Here is a 15517-nt window from a genome sequence, read left to right as displayed (position 1 = left end):
CTCGGTGGCTGTTAGTCCTCGAGGAGGTGGCGGCGTTGGGCTTGGATGCCGGCTTGGAAGCGGGTGCGGGCGCCGAGCGTCTCCATCAGTTCGGCGACCCGGCGGCCGACGGTGCGGCTGCTCAGGGCGAGCTGTCGCGCGATCGCGTCGTCCTTGAACCCCGCCGCGAGCAACGTCATCAACCGCGCGTCGGTCGGGTCCGCCTTCGCGGCCGGTACGACGGGAACCGCCTGGTCCCACAGCAGCCAGAACATCTCGATCAACGCGTCGAGCAGTGCACACGGATGGACGACGAGCGCGCTGTCGACCAGCTGGTCCACCGACAACGGCAGTAACGCGATCTTCGCGTCGAAGACGGCCAGCTTCATCGGTACCTGCGGATGCACCCGCGAGGTCTCGCCCGCGTCGGCCGCGCTGTACGCCTCGTCGACACCGCCCGGGATGTCGAGCGAGTCGGGGGAGTAGATGCCGTGCACAACGACCCCGTCGCCGAGCAGTCCGCGGACGGTAGTGTCGGACTCTTCGGCCTGCGCGGCGTACGGCGGCCTGTCGAGGACGAGTAGCTGGTTGCGTGTCCCGTTCAGCAGTTGCGCGAACCGGGCCGCGATCGCCTCCTGTCCGACGATCACCTCGACCAGGTTCTCCGGCCGGTACTGCTCCTGCGTGCTGAGCTCGGACAGCAGCACCCGGGCCTCGGCGCGGACGCGGTCGAGCTCGGCCCGCCGGACCGCGACCAGCGCGTCGACCGCGACGTCCGGACGGGTCGGGATCAGCCGGACCGGGTCGTCGGACGTGGCGGTCAGCAGCCCGAGCTTCTCCAGCCGACCGACCGTCTCCAGTACGTCGAGCTCGTCCCGGCCGAGGGTCGCGGCCAGCTCCTGGATCTCGCAGCCCGGGGCCGACAGCACGGCCCGGTACGCCTCCTCATCGGGCGGTTCCACCCCCACCGACTCCAGCATCCGATCAGGCTATCTCGTCTGCCGGACGGGCTCGACCGGTTTGGCGACTTCAGGTCATGGCCGACATAGGTCAGTACCGGGACAGGTGCAGGACCCCTGCTGGTGGGGTATGTCTACTGTGCTGGGCGCGCGCGGACCGGACAGGGGACGCCCGGTCAAGCCTCAACGCGCGCGCCCGCCCTTCTCTTCACCCGCAGGTAGCTGCGCCAGATCAGCCGCTGCAGCATCAGCGTCACCACTCCCGCTGCGGTCATCCCGGCCAGGTTGATACCCAACTGCGCGGCCGACCCGCCGATCTGGTGCGGAGCCCACAACGCGAGCGACAGCGCGAGATCTCCCGCGGCCGGGACGGTGGTGACCGAGATGAACACCCCGACCAGCGCGTTGCCGCGGCCGGCCGTCTGGGACAGTACGCCGGCGCAGCCCGCGAGTACGGCGACCACGGCCGACCACCGGTCCGGCCGCCAGATGAATCCGGTCAGCGGGCGCGCCCCGGTCACGTCGGTGACGTCCACCCAGCCGACCGCGCGGGCCAGCAATGCGGCGATCGCGGTCAGCGCGATCGCGAGTACGAACCCTTTGACAAGCAGTACGAGCGACGCGCGCGAGAGCTTGCCCTTGCGCAGGAACAGTCCGACCGCCAGCGCCGCGACCACACCGAACTCCGGCCCGACGACCATTGCGCCGACGACCAGGATCGACGAATCAGTGATCACGGCGACCGAGGCGATCATCGTCGCGAGCGTCAGGAACGCGTAGTACACCCAGGAGCCGCCGGCCTCGTTGTACGCCTGGTCGACGACCGCGTCCCAGATCACCGCGTCGTCGGGTGCGCCGGGTGCGGCCTTCTCGGCGGCCTGCGCGTTTCGCGACGGTGCCGAGTCGACGGAGGTCAGCGCGACGGCGCCGTCGTCGTACAGGCCCTCGGACCGCAGGAACGCCAGGACCTCGGAGGTCGCCTCGCGGGTGACGTCGCACTCGATCACGTCGCCCTCGGGGCGGTGGGCCGCGCCGGGGATCCGCACGATGCTCGTCACACGCGGGTCGGTGACGAGCGTGTCCAGGACTCGTTCGCTGCGGTCCGCTGGGGCAATCAGCCGAAGGTGCATCACGCGCCACATGATGCCCCAACGCGCGCGTCACTCCCTCTCAGTTTGCTCTCAGATGCGACGATGGGGTGACGCAGCGAGGTGAGGGAGGCGCGATGAGTGAGCGGGCCGTAGCGCAACGCCCCGAGTTGAAGCGCGTCATGGGGCCAGGGCTGCTGTTGTTGTTCGTGGTCGGCGACATTCTCGGCACCGGCGTCTACGCGCTGACCGGGAAGGTGGCCGGTGAGGTCGGGGGAGCGGTGTGGCTGCCGTTCCTGTGCGCGTTCGTCGTCGCGATGCTCACCGCGACGTCGTACCTGGAGTTGGTGACCAAGTACCCGAAGGCCGGTGGTGCTGCCGTCTACACGCACAAGGCGTTCGGGATCCACTTCCTCACGTTCTTGCTGACCTTCGCGGTGATGTGCTCGGGTCTGACGTCGGCGTCCAGCGCGTCGAAGGCGTTCGCCGCGAACTTCTTCTCCGCCGCCCACATCGACCCGGACCGCGGCGCGCTGCTGATGATCACGGCTCTCGCGTTCATGACGCTGATCGCGCTGGTGAACCTGCGCGGCGTCGGGGAGAGCGTCAAGGCGAACGTCGTACTGACCTGTGTCGAGCTCAGCGGTCTGCTGATCGTGATCGGCATCGGCGCGTGGGCGCTGCTCGGCGGCGACGGCGACACCTCCCGGCTCACCGACTTCCACGTACCCGAGGGCGAGTCGCCGTTCGGTGCGGTGACGGCGGCGACCGCGCTGGCGTTCTTCGCGATGGTCGGGTTCGAGGACTCGGTGAACATGGCCGAGGAGACCAAGGACCCGGTGCGGATCTTCCCGCGGATGATGCTGATCGGGCTGAGCATCACCGGCGTCATCTACGTCCTGGTCGCGATCTCCGCGGTCGCGCTGGTCTCGCCGGACGAGCTGAACAAGGGCGCGACTCCGCTGCTGAAGGTGGTCCAGGCCGGCGCGCCGGGGTTCCCGCTCGAGGTGTTCGCGTGGATCACGATGTTCGCGGTCGCCAACTCGGCGCTGATCAACATGCTGATGGCGAGCCGGCTGCTGTACGGCATGTCGCACGAGCAGGTGCTGCCCGGTCCGCTCGGCCGGGTGCTGCGCAAGCGGCGTACGCCGTACGTCGCGATCCTGTTCACGACGCTGCTCGCGTTCGCCCTGATCGGGTACGCCGACCTCGCGGCGCTGGGTGGTACGACGGCGTTCCTGCTGTTGTGCGTGTTCGCGGTCGTCAACGTCGCGGTGCTCGTGCTGCGCCGGGACAGGGTCGAGCACAAGCACTTCCACGCACCGACCGCGCTGCCGGTCGCGGGCGTCGTACTGTGTGTCTACCTGGCCAGCCCGTTGTCGGGACGGGACTCGGCCGACTACAAGATCGCCGGCTGGCTGATGGTCGTCGGCGTCGGACTGTGGGCGCTGACGTGGCTGCTCAACAAGTACGTGTTCAAGCGGCACGCCGAGTTCGATCCGTCGCACCTCGACCCGCAAGGCCCTGTGAACTGACGCGCCTGTCGGAGGGCGCAGACTTGGAGGGGTGCGGCATGGTGGAGGTATGAGCTCGCAGACTCCCGCGAGGCGGACCGGACGCAGTGTGGACACCGCCAAGATCGGTGGTGGGCTGAAGCTGCTCGGTGTGCTGGTCGGGCTGATGTGGCTGGTCGAGGTCATCGACACGGCGATGAACGGGTCGCTCAACCAGTACGGGATCATCTCGCGCGAGCCGCGTGGCCTGGTCGGGATCCTGACCGCGCCGTTCCTGCACCTGGGGTTCGGCCACCTGATCTCGAACACGCTGCCACTGGTCACGCTCGGTCTGCTGATCGCGATCAACGGCGCGGCCCGGCTGTTCCAGGTGACTGCGATCGTCGCGGTGATCGGTGGCTTCGGGACCTGGCTGATCTCGCCGCCGAACATGATCACGATCGGTGCCAGTGGCGTGGTCTTCGGGTACGCGGCGTACCTGATCGTGCGGGGACTGTTCAACCGGCGGATCGGTCAGGTGCTGATCGGGATCGTGGTGATCATGGTGTGGGGCAGCGCGCTACTGACCAGTCTGCTGCCACAGGACGGGATCTCCTGGCAGGGCCACCTCTGCGGAGGTATCGCCGGCGTGCTGGCGGCGTGGGTGCTCGCCGACGACAAGCAGGCGCGGGCTAAGTAAGCGTGCTCGGGTCGGTGTTCGCGCCGCAGACCACCACTACTACGCGTTCGCCGGCTGTCGGTTTGTAGGCACCTGAAACCAGCGCAGCGTACGCCGTGGCACCGCCGTGCTCGGTCGCCAGGTGGTACTGATGCCAGAGCTCGCTGCGGGCGGCAACGATCGAGTCGTCGTCGACCAGGATCGACCGTACGTGATGGTTCTGGACTGCTTCGAACGCGAGGTCGCCCAGGCGGCGGGCACCCAGTGAGTCGGCTGCGACGCCGCCGACCGGACCGTCGGTGGGCCGGCCGGCCTGCAACGCGCGGTTCATCGTGGGCGCGGCGGCCGGTTCGACGCCGATGACCTGGGCGTGGTCGCCGAGGGCGGTGGCGATGCCGGCGATCAGGCCGCCGCCACCGACCGCGACCAGCACGGTGTCGAACGTGCCGGCCTGGTCGAGCAGTTCGAGGCCGACCGTGCCCTGGCCGGCGACGATCTCCGGCTGGTCGTACGCGTGGACCAGCACCGCGCCGGATTCCTCCCGCGCCGCGAGCGCCGCCTGGTACGCCTCGGCGTACTCGTTCCCGATCTGCACCACGTCCGCGTCGAGCGTCCGCAACTTGTCGAGCTTGGCCGCCGGGGTGGTGACGGGCACGAAGATCCGGGCCGGTACGCCGAGTTCGCGGGCCGCGTACGCCGCCGCGAGCCCGTGGTTCCCCCCGGACGCCGCGACGATCCCCTGGCCGGTCAGCTCGCCGCTCTCCTTCGCGCTGAGCAACCGGTTGAACGCTCCGCGCGGCTTGAACGAGCCGGTGTGCTGGAGCAGTTCGAGCTTGAACGTGAGGCCAGGCGCGACCTGGATCACCGGAGTACGCCGTACCCGCCCGGCGATCCGTTCCGCGGCACGCTGCACGTCGTCGAGGCTTACCGTCATGGTCCAACCCTGCCACGATGGAAAGGAGCGGACGGACGGGAGGCCGATCGATGGGTGCGTACGACGAGAGCTACCGGCGAAGCCTGGAGGACCCGGACGGGTTCTGGCTGGAGGCGGCCGAGGCGATCTCCTGGACGCGCTCGCCGACCCGGGTGATCGACGCGACCGAGGCCCCGATCTTCCGGTGGTTCCCCGATGGCGTGCTGAACACGTCCTACAACGCCCTCGACCGCCACGTCGAAGCCGGCGCCGGCGACCGGACAGCGCTCATCTACGACTCACCCGTCACCGGGTCGGGCGCGTCGTTCACCTACGCCGAGCTGCGCGACGAGGTTGCCACGTTCGCCGGCGCACTCGCGTCGCTCGGTGTCGGTAAAGGTGACCGGGTCATCATCTACATGCCGATGGTCCCGAAAGCGGTCGTCGCGATGCTCGCGTGCGCCCGCCTCGGAGCGATCCATTCCGTGGTGTTCGGCGGTTTCGCTCCGCGAGAGCTCGCCGCCCGGATCGAGGACGCCGGTCCGAAGGTGATCGTCGCCGCGTCGTGCGGGATCGAGCCGGCACGGGTCGTCGAGTACAAGCCGATCATCGACGAGGCGCTGAGGCTCTCGTCGCATCAGCCCGCGCACACCGTCGTACTGCAGCGTCCGCAGGCCGAGGCTCAGCTGGGGCAACACGACCTCGACTGGTCGTCGCTGGTCGCCGACGCGCAGCCGGTGGATCCGGTCCAGGTCGCGGCGACCGACCCGCTCTACATCCTCTACACCTCCGGTACGACGGGGCGCCCGAAAGGCGTGGTCCGCGACAACGGCGGCCACGCGGTCGCGCTGGCGTGGACGATGCGGAACGTGTACGACATCGGCCCCGGCGACGTGTGGTGGACCGCGTCGGACGTCGGCTGGGTCGTCGGCCACTCGTACATCGTCTACGCGCCGCTCCTGGTCGGCGCGACCACCGTCCTGTACGAAGGCAAGCCCGTCGGTACGCCGGACGCCGGCGCGTTCTGGCGAGTGATCTCCGATCACGGGGCGAAGGCGCTCTTCACCGCGCCGACCGCGATCCGCGCGATCAAGAAGGTGGATCCCGAGGCCGCCGAGCTGACGAAGTACACGATGGAGTCGTTCCGGACGTTGTTCCTGGCGGGGGAGCGGCTCGACCCGGAGACGTACCACTGGGCGCACGACCATCTCGGCGTACCGGTCGTCGACCACTGGTGGCAGACCGAGACCGGCTGGCCGATCGCCGCGAATCCGCGCGGGCTCGAACCGCTGCGGACCAAACCCGGGTCGGCGACCGTGCCGATGCCAGGCTGGAACGTGCAGATCCTCGACCCGCACGGCAAGGAGCTCCAGCCGCACGAGGAAGGGTCGATCGCGATCAAGCTCCCACTGCCGCCGGGTGCGCTGCCGACGCTGTGGGGCGACGACCAGCGCTACATCGACAGCTACCTCAAGGAATACGACGGCTACTACCTGACCGGCGACGGCGGCTACATCGACGACGACGGCTACATCTTCGTGATGGGCCGCACCGACGACGTGATCAACGTGGCCGGGCACCGGCTGTCGACCGGGTCGATCGAGGCCGTTGTCGCGGCGAACCCGGCGGTCGCCGAGTGCGCGGTGATCGGCGTACACGACCCGTTGAAGGGGCAGCTGCCGCGGGCGCTCGTCGTACTCAAGGCGGGCGCGACAGTCCCCGAGGACGTACTGCGGGACGAGCTGGTGGGTGCCGTACGGCGGGAGATCGGGCCGGTCGCGGCGTTCCGCGATGTGTCGGTGGTGGAGGCGCTGCCGAAGACGCGGTCGGGGAAGATCCTGCGCCGGACGATGCGCGGGATCGCGGACGGCCGGGACGAACCGGTGCCGTCGACGATCGAGGATCCTGCCGTACTCGACGCGCTCCGGCCGGTGCTACGCGGCGCTCAGGAAGGCTAGTACCGCGGCACTCGCGACGTCGCGGAACTCGTGGAAGTACGCGTGCCGGGCGCCTTCGATGAGCTCGGCGCGGGCGTTCGGGATCCGGTCGGCGAGGAGCTGGGCGTTGGCGACCGGACTGAACAGGTCGTCGGTGCCGTGCAGGACGAGGGTCGGCGCGGCGATGGTCGGGAGACCGTCCCACGCGTCGTGCTTGTTGCTCGCGACGAGATGCCGGCCTTTGGCGTACGGCGGCATGCTCGCGTCACCCAGCACGTAGTACGGGCCGGGGTGGTCGGCCAGCCAGCCCGGCGTGTACATCAGCCCGAGCAGTACCTGCTCTGTGCGTGCTGGGTCCGCCAGTGCTCTCCGGATCGCCTGACTGCGTTCATACCCGTGGGCGGCCCCGGGTGAGGTGCATCCCAGCATGAGCTTGTCGACGCGCTCCGGATGGTCGATGGCGAGCCACTGCGCGACCCGGCCACCCATCGAGGTCCCATAGATGTGGGCGGTGTTCACTCCGAGAGCGTCCAGAACAGCCGTGACGTCCTGCGCGAAACCGCGGGTGCTGTAGACCTCATCCGGCTTGTCGCTGGCTCCTGTTCCTCTCCAGTCCAAGGTGATCGTCCGGTACTCCGCTTCGAAGTCCGCTCGCACCGGATCCCACCAGGTGTGGTTGTTGGACTGCCCGGCGAGCAGGACAAGTGGTTGCCCTTCGCCACTAACCTGATAGGCGATCCTGGTCCCTTGGGCGGCGACGGCGTACGGCACAGAGATAGTGTGCAGGTATGCGAGTCGTGATTGCGGGTGGACACGGACAGATCGCGCTGCGCCTGACCCGGCTGCTGAGCGCCGACGGGCACGAGGTCGTCGGGGTGGTCCGCAACCCGGATCACGAGGCCGACATCGCCGCCGCGGGCGGACAGGCCGCCGTACTCGATCTCGAACAGGCGGACGCCGCCGCGGTGGCCGACGTACTGCGTGGTGCCGACGTGGCGATCTTCTCCGCCGGCGCCGGGCCCGGCAGCGGGAACGCGCGCAAGGACACCGTCGACCGTGGCGCGGCCGCGCTGTTCGCCGAGGCTGCCGAGCAGGCCGGCGTCCGGCGGCACATCCAGGTCGGCTCGATGGGCGCGGACCGAGCCGACTCGCTGACCGACGACTCGACCTTCACTGTGTATCTGAAAGCCAAGTGGGCCGCCGAGGAGGACCTGCGCGCCCGCGACCTGGACTGGACCGTACTGCGGCCGGGCAGCCTCACCGACGACCCGGGCACCGGCACGGTGTACCTCGCCGACAAGACCGGCAACGGCCGGATCAGCCGCGACGACGTCGCGCTGGTGCTGGCCGGCCTCTGCGACACCCCGGCCGCGATCGGCCGGACCCTCGAACTCGTGGCCGGGGACACCCCGGTCCGGGACGCCCTCGACAACCTCTGAACACCCTTTGAGTTGCCACAAGCAACAGAATGTGAGCCGACGATGGCAGACACCCTTCGCCAGATCAGCTTCGAGCGCCTGGCGAACAGCAGCTACGAGGTGAAGAACGACCGCGGCGGTACGATCCGGGTCGGGTCCGGCGGCGCGGACACCGACTTCACGCCGGTCGAGCTGCTACTGGCCGCCATCGGCACCTGCTCGGCGATCGATGTCGACGTCGTCGTCAGCCGGCGCGCGGAACCGACCGAGTTCAGCGCCGTGGTCCACGGCGACAAGGTCCGGGACGCCGACGAGGGCAACCGGATGGAGAACCTCGCGGTCGAGTTCACCGTGCGCTTCGCGGAGGGCGAGGACGGTGACAAGGCCCGTGAGGCGCTGCCGCGTGCGGTGAAGATGTCCCACGACCGGCTCTGCACGGTCAGCCGCACAGTCGAGCTCGGTACGCCGGTGACGACCACGGTCAACGACTGAGCAAGAACTCGGCTGCCGGTCTGAGGCGGGTCTTCAGCAGTCGCTGGGTACGGCTGCTGTCGAGCTGGATGACCGACGCTGTTCCCTGTGTGGACGGCAACACGTTCGGATCGAGACCGTCTCGGGTCGCGATCAGGCACCCGAGTTCGTGCCGGCTGAGCGCCTGCGGTCCGGACAGGTGGGCGATGCCATCGGCGTCGGTGACGAGCAGTTCGAGCAGTGCGGCCGCGAGATCGCTGACGTGGATCGGGCAGCGGATGTTCTCGGTGAAGAACGTACCGGGCTCGCCGGCTGCGAGACGTCGTACCCGCTGTTCCTCGCCCGAATCGCCGTTCGATCCCACGATGAGCGACGTACGGGCGACGAGTGCGTCGGGCCGGATCGTGCGGATGGTCGTCTCGGCCGCTGCCTTCGCGGCGCCGTACGGCGTGGTCGGGCACGGCGGCTCGTCCTCGGTGTAGGCAGCGGCGCGGTGCCCGAAGACCGCGTCGCTCGACACGAACACGAGCCGCGCTCCCTCGGCGGCGAGCGCGACGTTGACCGCACCGTCGGCGGTCGTCATCCAATCGTCCTGCCGGTAGGCAGTGTGGATGATGGCGTCCGGCCGCACGTCGCGCATGACCGCTCGGACGTCGTCCCGCCTCCGGATGTCGAGCTGTACTCCGCCCGGCACAGCTTGCGAGTGGTACGCCGGTACGACGTCGTGGTCCGCGGTCCGCAGGAGCTCCCGCCCCAGAAGTCCCGCGGCTCCGGTGACGAGAAGCCTCACACGACAACTCTATGGCGTCCCAACCGCCAACCGATGGTCCGCGTGGCGCGCTTGACGTCCCCAACACTCCGAACCTTCCGCGGCGACATCCAGGACTGCGACGGCTTGTGCAACATCCACCCACCCCACACGCCGCCATCACGGTCCCAAAACAGTTGGGCCCACTGCCCGGCGCGAACGTTCCGGCCAACTCACGGGCTCTCGGAAACTGCCGCGGCCAGCTGCGAACTTCCGTGTGTCTACTCGCTCCTAGCCCCTGGCTGACGATCAGCGGAAGTACTGCCTCCGGATCAGTCAGCAAGGACTTCCACCAAACGAACCGATGCCCGTCCGCCTGCTCCCTCACGCGCGACCCGAGGACACCCGACCACCTCCGCGTCGTGGGAGCCGCCCCGCGACCGCAGGCGACCTGTTGCCGCACCAACCCCGCGCGGGTGCTGCGAGGCAGGTCGAGGAATGCGTCCTCGGTCAGCCAAACCGTCCGGGCTGCCTTCCGGTCAATCGCGTAGATCCAGTAGGTATCGCGGTCCTCGCGACTGGGCTCGCGCTCATCATCCGTCAACTTCCAGGCACGAGCCTGCTTCGCCGTGACGAAGAACGGCTGCTCATCAGGGGCGAGCCAGTCGACCCACCGGTCCAGCAACGCGGGGGAGACCTCTATCCCCAGCACCTTCAGCACTGGGGTCATCGAAGGGTCACCGGTTTTTGCGGACCGCGGTACCGCTGCGTCTGCGAATACACCAGGTTGGTCGTCGTACTACCGAACTCGGTCAGCTCGTTGACCAGCTCCTCCAGGTGCGGCATCGAGCCCGCCGCCACCTTGAGCGTGTAGCAGTCGTCCCCGGTGGTGCGCAGGCACTCGAGGATCTCGCGGCGTTCGGCCAGTAGCCGGTGCAGCGGCTCGTGCTTGTTGCCCGGGTACTTCAGCCGTACGACGGCCAGCACCGGGTAGCCGACCTTCGTCAGGTCGACCTCGGCGCGGTACCCGGTGATGACGCCGATCGCCTCGAGCCGCCGTACCCGCTCGGTGGTCGCCGAGGCGCTCAGGTTCACGCGCCGGCCGAGCTGGGTCAGCGAGAGCCGCGCGTCCTCCTGCAGCTCGTTGATGATCGCCCAGTCGGTCGGATCGAGAGTCTCGGTCATACGGGCAATCTACCGGTGATTCCACGGCCCGTCGGCTGTTGTGCCGTGAGGATTCTCTTCAAGGACGGGCTGTCGCCTGGATAGCCTGAGGGCGTGGAACTTGGCGTGAACGTACCGAACTTCGGACCGGAGACGAACCCGGCGCGGCTGCGGGACTGGGCGCGAGTCGTCGAAGGGCTCGGGTACGACCTGCTGATGGTGTCGGACCATGTGGTGATCACACCGGACGTGGAGGAGCAGTACCCGGAGCCGTTCTTCGAGCCGTTCACCACGCTGAGCTGGCTTGCCGGGATCACCGACCGGGTCCGGCTCGGTACGACGGTGCTGATCGCGCCGTACCGCCATCCGTTGCTGACGGCAAGGATGGCGACCAACCTGAACGCGCTGAGCGACGGCCGGCTGATCCTCGGCGTCGGCGCCGGCTGGGCCCAACAGGAGTTCGCCGCGCTGGGCGCCGACTTCGCGGCCCGCGGCCGGGCCACCGACGAAGTGCTGGCAGCTTTACCCAAGGACATCCCGCTCTGGATAGGCGGCAACAGCCCCGCGGCCCTCCGCCGGGCCGTTCGCTTCGGAACCGCCTGGCACCCTCTCCGCCAAACCCTCCCGCAACTACGCACCGGCCTCGCGCGCCTGTACGCGCTCGCGAAAACCGCGGACCAGACATCGCCTACGCCTGGGTTTGCTCCGCGCATCTTGCTTCGGCTGACCGACGAACCGTTGGCCGACGACGAACGGATCGCCGGCGAGGGCTCGGTCGAGCAGGTGCTGGACGACCTCGCCGTGCTGCGGGAGCTCGGCGCCTCGACCGTCGTACTCGACCCGTTCGTCGGCGACCCGGCCGAGACCGAACGCCCTGAAGCAGCCTGGCAGCAACTGGCGACGATCATCGACAACTGGAGACGACGTGACACCTGAAGCAGAACAGTTCCTGCGCCGAGCGATCGCGCTGGCCGCGGCATCCCGCGAGGCCGGCGACGCACCGTTCGGCTCGCTGCTGGTCGGCCCCGACGGCGACGTACTGGCCGAGGACCACAACACCACCCTCAGCGAAGGCAACATCAGCTACCACCCAGAACTGAAGCTCGCGGTCTGGGCAGCCCAGCACCTCACCCCGGAGCAAGCAGCCGGCACCACCATGTACACCAGTTGCCAGCCCTGCCCCATGTGCACAGGAGCCCTGGCACGCTCAGGCCTGGGCAGGGTCGTCTACGCACTGTCCGGCGAACAGCTGAACGGCTTGAAGTCCACAGGCGACTTCCCTGCAGTTCCAATGGAAGGCCCTGCGCTCTACGACGAGGCCCGAGTACCTGTGGAGGGCTACTACAGCTGACGAAAGGGGGTCCCGCTATCGGGACCCCTTTCGCACTTAGCTACTTGATTCGCGCCAGACAGAGGGTGTAGTCGGCGCCCTCGTCGACGTACGTCGCGTCGGTCTGTTCACCGCACTTGCTTTCGTCGGTGGAGTCGATCCGGTCGATCACCCGGTACTCCGCATCCGACGAGCTGCACTTGACGACCTTCACGTCAGGGCTCGACGACGTGCCCTTGTTCACGACGCAGGAGCCGACCTCTGCCTTCGACTCGGTCGAGTTGAGGTTGCCGACGATCAGCAGTGCGATGACCACGACCGGCAGCAGCAGCATCAGGATCGCCGGGCGCTGGAAGAGTGGCTTGCCCGGGTTCATCGGCTGTCCCGGACCCGGCGTGGGCTCGGGGAGGCGCTTGAACTTCTGCATCGGGCCGATGTTCATCAGCATCGTGATCGGGTTGATGATCGACGAACCGATGCCCCACCAGCCCTGCCAGAGGCTCTTCGAGGTCATGTCGCGGACGGAGGCGATCCCGCAGGTGCGGCAGAATGGACCCCGCAGCTTCAGGAACCGCATCAGGATGATCATGCCCTGGTGACCGCGGACGGTGGCGTCCACGGCAGGGTAACCACCGCAGAAGCGGCAGCTCAGCTGGCCCTGCGGGGCGTATCCCGGCTGCGGGAACGGCTGACCCTGCTGGCCCTGGTACTGACCCTGGTACTGGTCCTGCTGCTGGTACTGGCCGTACTGCGGTGCCTGCTGACCGGCGTACTGCTGCTGGTACGCACCGGGCTGGCCCTGGTACTGCTGGCCGTCCTGGGGACCGTACTGCGGCGGACCCGGGTACGGCTGACCCGGAGGCGGGACCTGCTGGCCCGGCTGGGAGTACTGCGGGTACGGCTGCTGCTGTGGCGGACCGTAGCCGCCCGGCTGAGGTGCGTACGGACCCTGCGGCGGCTGGGGAGGGGATGTGGTCACGAATGGTTCCTGAGGCTTGAACGGGACACGCTGAACCATGGCACCTTACTCACCAAGGCGGTCCATCGAGCCGTAACGATCGATCAATTCCTGGCCAAGACGCGCGAGCTCGGCCTGCACCGACGGTGGATCCAGCACCTCGATCGACCCGCCCCAGCCGGCCAGGTGCTGCGCGATCATCAACGGCGTCGGCGCGGTGACCCGGATCCGCACGCGATCGCCGACCGTCCCGTCCAGCTCGCAGTTCCGGCCGAGCCGGTCCTGCATCACCCGGACGTTCCGCTCGTCCATCAGGACCGTTGCCGTCAGCCCCGATCGGCGTTCCTCCATCCGCTCGACGATCTCGGCCCACGCCGATGACAGTTCGAAGTCGTCCGGTCGCTCGAAGAGATCACCGGTTGCCGTGGCCTCCTCGATCCGGTCGACCCGGAACGTGCGCCGGCCGTTGGGTGTACCCGCGATCAGGTACCAGACGTCGTCCTTGTCGACCAGCCCGAGCGGCTCGACGACGCGTTCCGACGTACCGCGTCCGCGGCCGGAGTAGACGAGTCGCACACGTTCCCGGCGTACGACGGTGCCCTGCAGACGACGTACCAGCTCTGGGCGTTCCTTGACGTGCTCACCCCAGCGAGCCGGGTCGATCACGACCGCCTCGGCCGCGGCCTGCGCATGTTCGCGGAAGGTGTCCGGGAGCGCGCGGACGAGCTTGCGGAGCGCGGCCTTCGCGTCTGGCGCGATCGATGCCGCGGGGCCGACGAGGAGGAAGAGAGCCTGCGCTTCGGTCGCGGTCAGGCCGCTCAGATCGGTACGGGCGCCGCCGACGAGCTGCCAGCCGCCATGCCGCCCGGGCTGTGGATAAACCGGAATGCCGGCTGTGGACAACGCCTCGAGATCGCGCCGCGCGGTCGCGAGCGAGATCTGCAGCTCGTCCGCGACCTCTTTGGCCGTGACCCGCCCGCGGGCCTGCATCAGCAACAGCACCGCCACCAACCGATCCGCCCGCACGCCTCGATCGTCGCAGACAAACCGCTCACCTGTTGAGCACTTTCTGGTGGTCTACCCTCGGAGCCGGACGGACTTCTTCCGGAATGGTGGACGATGGCGTACGACGTGAGCCCGACCGCGCGCACCCTGATGGTGCTGGAGTTGATCCAGAACAGTCCCGGGATCACCGCGGAACACCTGGGCGAGAAGCTCGGGGTGTCCGAGCGCGCCGCCCGCCGGTACGTCGCGATCCTGCGCGAGGCGGACATCCCGATCGAGTCGGTCCGCGGGCCGTACGGCGGTTACCGCGTCGGCCGCGGCCTGCGGTTGCCGCCGCTGATGTTCAGCCCTACCGAGGCCCTTGGCCTGGTGATGGCCGTGCTCGAAGGCCCGCGTGGCGCGGCCGATCCGGTCGAGAACGCGCTCGGCAAGATCATCCGGGTGCTGCCCGAACCGGTCGCCCGCTCCACCGACGCGATCCGCCGGGTCAGCGCCCGCGGACCCGACCCCGGCGCCCGTACCCCCGACCCGGAGATCACCGCGGCCCTGGTCTCGCACAGCACCTCCGCGCGCCGCATCACCATCACCTACCGCCGCCACCAGGAAGAGTGGCCGATGGACGTCGACCCGTGGGCAGTAGTAGTCCGCCGCGGCCGCTGGTACCTGCTGTGCTGGTCCCACACCAAGGACGCCCAACGAGTCCTCCGAGTCGACAAGATCACCAAGGTCGACCCCCAGCCCACCACGTTCACCCCGCCCGCCGACCTGGACCCCTTGGCCGCCGTAGAAGAACACCTGGCCATGGGCTGGCGCTACCCGATCGAAGTAGAAATCGACGCCTCACTAGAAGCCACACGCTGGTGGATCCCCAGAAGCATGGGCCGCCTGGAACCCATAGACGAAACCCACACCCGCCTACTGGCCAGCACCGACGACCCAGAGTGGTACGCCACCCAACTAACCGCCATCAAAGCCCCCTACCGAATCCAAGCAAGCCCCGAACTCCAAGAAGCCTCCCGCAACCTAGCCACCCGCCTCCTGGCCGCCGGCACATTGGGGGAGGAATGAACGACATCGAGTTTTCGGGGGAGATTTGGTATTGGCGGGGGCCGGCGCCTTGGTACTTCATTACGGTGCCGGAGGAGGAGTGTGGGTACTTCGAGGCGGAGGCGGGGCACGTCTCGTACGGGTGGGGGATGATTCCGGTCACCGCGGAGATCGGGGGGAGTGTTTGGGAGACGTCGATGTTTCCCAAGGACGGGCGGTACATCCTGCCGGTGAAGGCAGCGGTGCGGCGGGCCGAGCATCTCGACGACGGGGACGAGCCGGTGGTGCGGCTGCGGTTGCGGAGCTGAAACTGTCGGTGGGGTTGTCT

The 15517-nt window shown here is 68.6% G+C and carries 17 protein-coding genes; 9 read left to right on the top strand and 8 right to left on the bottom strand.

Annotated features, from left to right (window positions below; translation table 11 throughout):
• Window positions 1-11: 11 nt before the first annotated feature.
• The gene (locus FB475_RS30640) at window positions 12-959 is read right to left on the bottom strand and encodes a helix-turn-helix domain-containing protein (protein WP_141860837.1); all 948 of its coding nucleotides are present in this window, start codon (window positions 957-959) and stop codon (window positions 12-14) included.
• 155 nt (window positions 960-1114) lie between these two features.
• The gene (locus tag FB475_RS30635; RefSeq protein ID WP_141861706.1) at window positions 1115-2068 is read right to left on the bottom strand and encodes a DUF389 domain-containing protein; all 954 of its coding nucleotides are present in this window, start codon (window positions 2066-2068) and stop codon (window positions 1115-1117) included.
• Window positions 2069-2163: 95 nt separating this feature from the next.
• On the opposite strand from FB475_RS30635, the gene FB475_RS30630 reads away from it, so the two are divergent.
• Complete coding sequence (locus FB475_RS30630; protein WP_141860835.1) at window positions 2164-3561, top strand: APC family permease; 1398 nt, start codon at window positions 2164-2166, stop codon at window positions 3559-3561.
• A 49-nt stretch (window positions 3562-3610) separates the two neighbouring features.
• Window positions 3611-4219: a rhomboid family intramembrane serine protease gene (locus tag FB475_RS30625; RefSeq protein ID WP_141860833.1), complete on the top strand. Its 609-nt coding sequence runs from the start codon at window positions 3611-3613 to the stop codon at window positions 4217-4219.
• Here FB475_RS30625 and FB475_RS30620 read toward each other — a convergent pair.
• Window positions 4212-5132: a threonine/serine dehydratase gene (locus tag FB475_RS30620; RefSeq protein ID WP_141860830.1), complete on the bottom strand. Its 921-nt coding sequence runs from the start codon at window positions 5130-5132 to the stop codon at window positions 4212-4214. The genes FB475_RS30625 and FB475_RS30620 overlap by 8 nt on opposite strands.
• Window positions 5133-5182: 50 nt before the next feature.
• Between FB475_RS30620 and FB475_RS30615 the strand changes: the two genes are divergently transcribed.
• Entirely contained in the window at window positions 5183-7069 is a 1887-nt protein-coding gene (locus FB475_RS30615) for a propionyl-CoA synthetase (RefSeq protein WP_141860829.1), read from the top strand.
• Here FB475_RS30615 and FB475_RS30610 read toward each other — a convergent pair.
• Window positions 7046-7819 (bottom strand): alpha/beta fold hydrolase, encoded by a 774-nt coding sequence (locus tag FB475_RS30610; protein ID WP_141860827.1) that lies wholly within the window; start codon window positions 7817-7819, stop codon window positions 7046-7048. The genes FB475_RS30615 and FB475_RS30610 overlap by 24 nt on opposite strands.
• Window positions 7820-7836: 17 nt before the next feature.
• Here FB475_RS30610 and FB475_RS30605 point away from each other — a divergent pair, with 17 nt between their 5' ends.
• Window positions 7837-8487, top strand: coding sequence for an SDR family oxidoreductase (locus FB475_RS30605; RefSeq protein ID WP_141860825.1), 651 nt, complete (start codon window positions 7837-7839; stop codon window positions 8485-8487).
• Window positions 8488-8529: 42 nt separating this feature from the next.
• Window positions 8530-8958, top strand: coding sequence for an OsmC family protein (locus FB475_RS30600; protein ID WP_141860823.1), 429 nt, complete (start codon window positions 8530-8532; stop codon window positions 8956-8958).
• On the opposite strand, the gene FB475_RS30595 is transcribed toward FB475_RS30600, so the two are convergent.
• Entirely contained in the window at window positions 8948-9727 is a 780-nt protein-coding gene (locus FB475_RS30595) for an SDR family oxidoreductase (protein ID WP_141860821.1), read from the bottom strand. The two genes, FB475_RS30600 and FB475_RS30595, sit on opposite strands and share 11 nt — an antisense overlap.
• 684 nt (window positions 9728-10411) lie before the next feature.
• Window positions 10412-10870 (bottom strand): Lrp/AsnC family transcriptional regulator, encoded by a 459-nt coding sequence (locus FB475_RS30590; protein WP_141860819.1) that lies wholly within the window; start codon window positions 10868-10870, stop codon window positions 10412-10414.
• Window positions 10871-10963: 93 nt separating this feature from the next.
• On the opposite strand from FB475_RS30590, the gene FB475_RS30585 reads away from it, so the two are divergent.
• Window positions 10964-11785, top strand: coding sequence for an LLM class flavin-dependent oxidoreductase (locus tag FB475_RS30585; protein ID WP_141860817.1), 822 nt, complete (start codon window positions 10964-10966; stop codon window positions 11783-11785).
• A complete protein-coding gene (locus FB475_RS30580; protein ID WP_141860815.1) occupies window positions 11775-12200 on the top strand; it encodes a nucleoside deaminase in 426 nt (141 codons plus the stop codon). The genes FB475_RS30585 and FB475_RS30580 overlap by 11 nt, the downstream gene beginning before the upstream one ends.
• A 40-nt stretch (window positions 12201-12240) precedes the next feature.
• Here FB475_RS30580 and FB475_RS30575 read toward each other — a convergent pair whose 3' ends face one another.
• Complete coding sequence (locus FB475_RS30575; protein WP_141860813.1) at window positions 12241-13158, bottom strand: LppU/SCO3897 family protein; 918 nt, start codon at window positions 13156-13158, stop codon at window positions 12241-12243.
• Between the two features lie 45 nt (window positions 13159-13203).
• Window positions 13204-14163: a helix-turn-helix transcriptional regulator gene (locus FB475_RS30570; protein WP_141860811.1), complete on the bottom strand. Its 960-nt coding sequence runs from the start codon at window positions 14161-14163 to the stop codon at window positions 13204-13206.
• A 93-nt stretch (window positions 14164-14256) separates the two neighbouring features.
• Between FB475_RS30570 and FB475_RS30565 the strand changes: the two genes are divergently transcribed.
• The gene (locus FB475_RS30565; RefSeq protein ID WP_141860809.1) at window positions 14257-15210 is read left to right on the top strand and encodes a helix-turn-helix transcriptional regulator; all 954 of its coding nucleotides are present in this window, start codon (window positions 14257-14259) and stop codon (window positions 15208-15210) included.
• Window positions 15207-15497, top strand: a complete 291-nt coding sequence (locus FB475_RS30560) for a DUF1905 domain-containing protein (RefSeq protein ID WP_141860807.1) — start codon at window positions 15207-15209, stop codon at window positions 15495-15497. Before FB475_RS30565 ends, FB475_RS30560 begins: the two co-directional genes overlap by 4 nt.
• Window positions 15498-15517: the final 20 nt, after the last annotated feature.

Source organism: Kribbella jejuensis, from assembly GCF_006715085.1.
GTDB lineage: Bacteria > Actinomycetota > Actinomycetes > Propionibacteriales > Kribbellaceae > Kribbella > Kribbella jejuensis.
The sequence above is the reverse complement of the archived record's forward strand: the minus strand, read 5'-3'. Positions and strand labels throughout refer to the sequence as shown.

Coding starts and splice junctions, on each gene's coding strand:
- FB475_RS30605 (WP_141860825.1), top strand. CDS start 7,837: ATGCGAGTCGTGATTGCGGGTGGACACGGACAGATCGCGCTGCGCCTG.
- FB475_RS30635 (WP_141861706.1), bottom strand. CDS start 2,068: ATGCACCTTCGGCTGATTGCCCCAGCGGACCGCAGCGAACGAGTCCTG.
- FB475_RS30600 (WP_141860823.1), top strand. CDS start 8,530: ATGGCAGACACCCTTCGCCAGATCAGCTTCGAGCGCCTGGCGAACAGC.
- FB475_RS30615 (WP_141860829.1), top strand. CDS start 5,183: ATGGGTGCGTACGACGAGAGCTACCGGCGAAGCCTGGAGGACCCGGAC.
- FB475_RS30565 (WP_141860809.1), top strand. CDS start 14,257: ATGGCGTACGACGTGAGCCCGACCGCGCGCACCCTGATGGTGCTGGAG.
- FB475_RS30620 (WP_141860830.1), bottom strand. CDS start 5,132: ATGACGGTAAGCCTCGACGACGTGCAGCGTGCCGCGGAACGGATCGCC.
- FB475_RS30625 (WP_141860833.1), top strand. CDS start 3,611: ATGAGCTCGCAGACTCCCGCGAGGCGGACCGGACGCAGTGTGGACACC.
- FB475_RS30630 (WP_141860835.1), top strand. CDS start 2,164: ATGAGTGAGCGGGCCGTAGCGCAACGCCCCGAGTTGAAGCGCGTCATG.
- FB475_RS30640 (WP_141860837.1), bottom strand. CDS start 959: ATGCTGGAGTCGGTGGGGGTGGAACCGCCCGATGAGGAGGCGTACCGG.
- FB475_RS30590 (WP_141860819.1), bottom strand. CDS start 10,870: ATGACCGAGACTCTCGATCCGACCGACTGGGCGATCATCAACGAGCTG.
- FB475_RS30560 (WP_141860807.1), top strand. CDS start 15,207: ATGAACGACATCGAGTTTTCGGGGGAGATTTGGTATTGGCGGGGGCCG.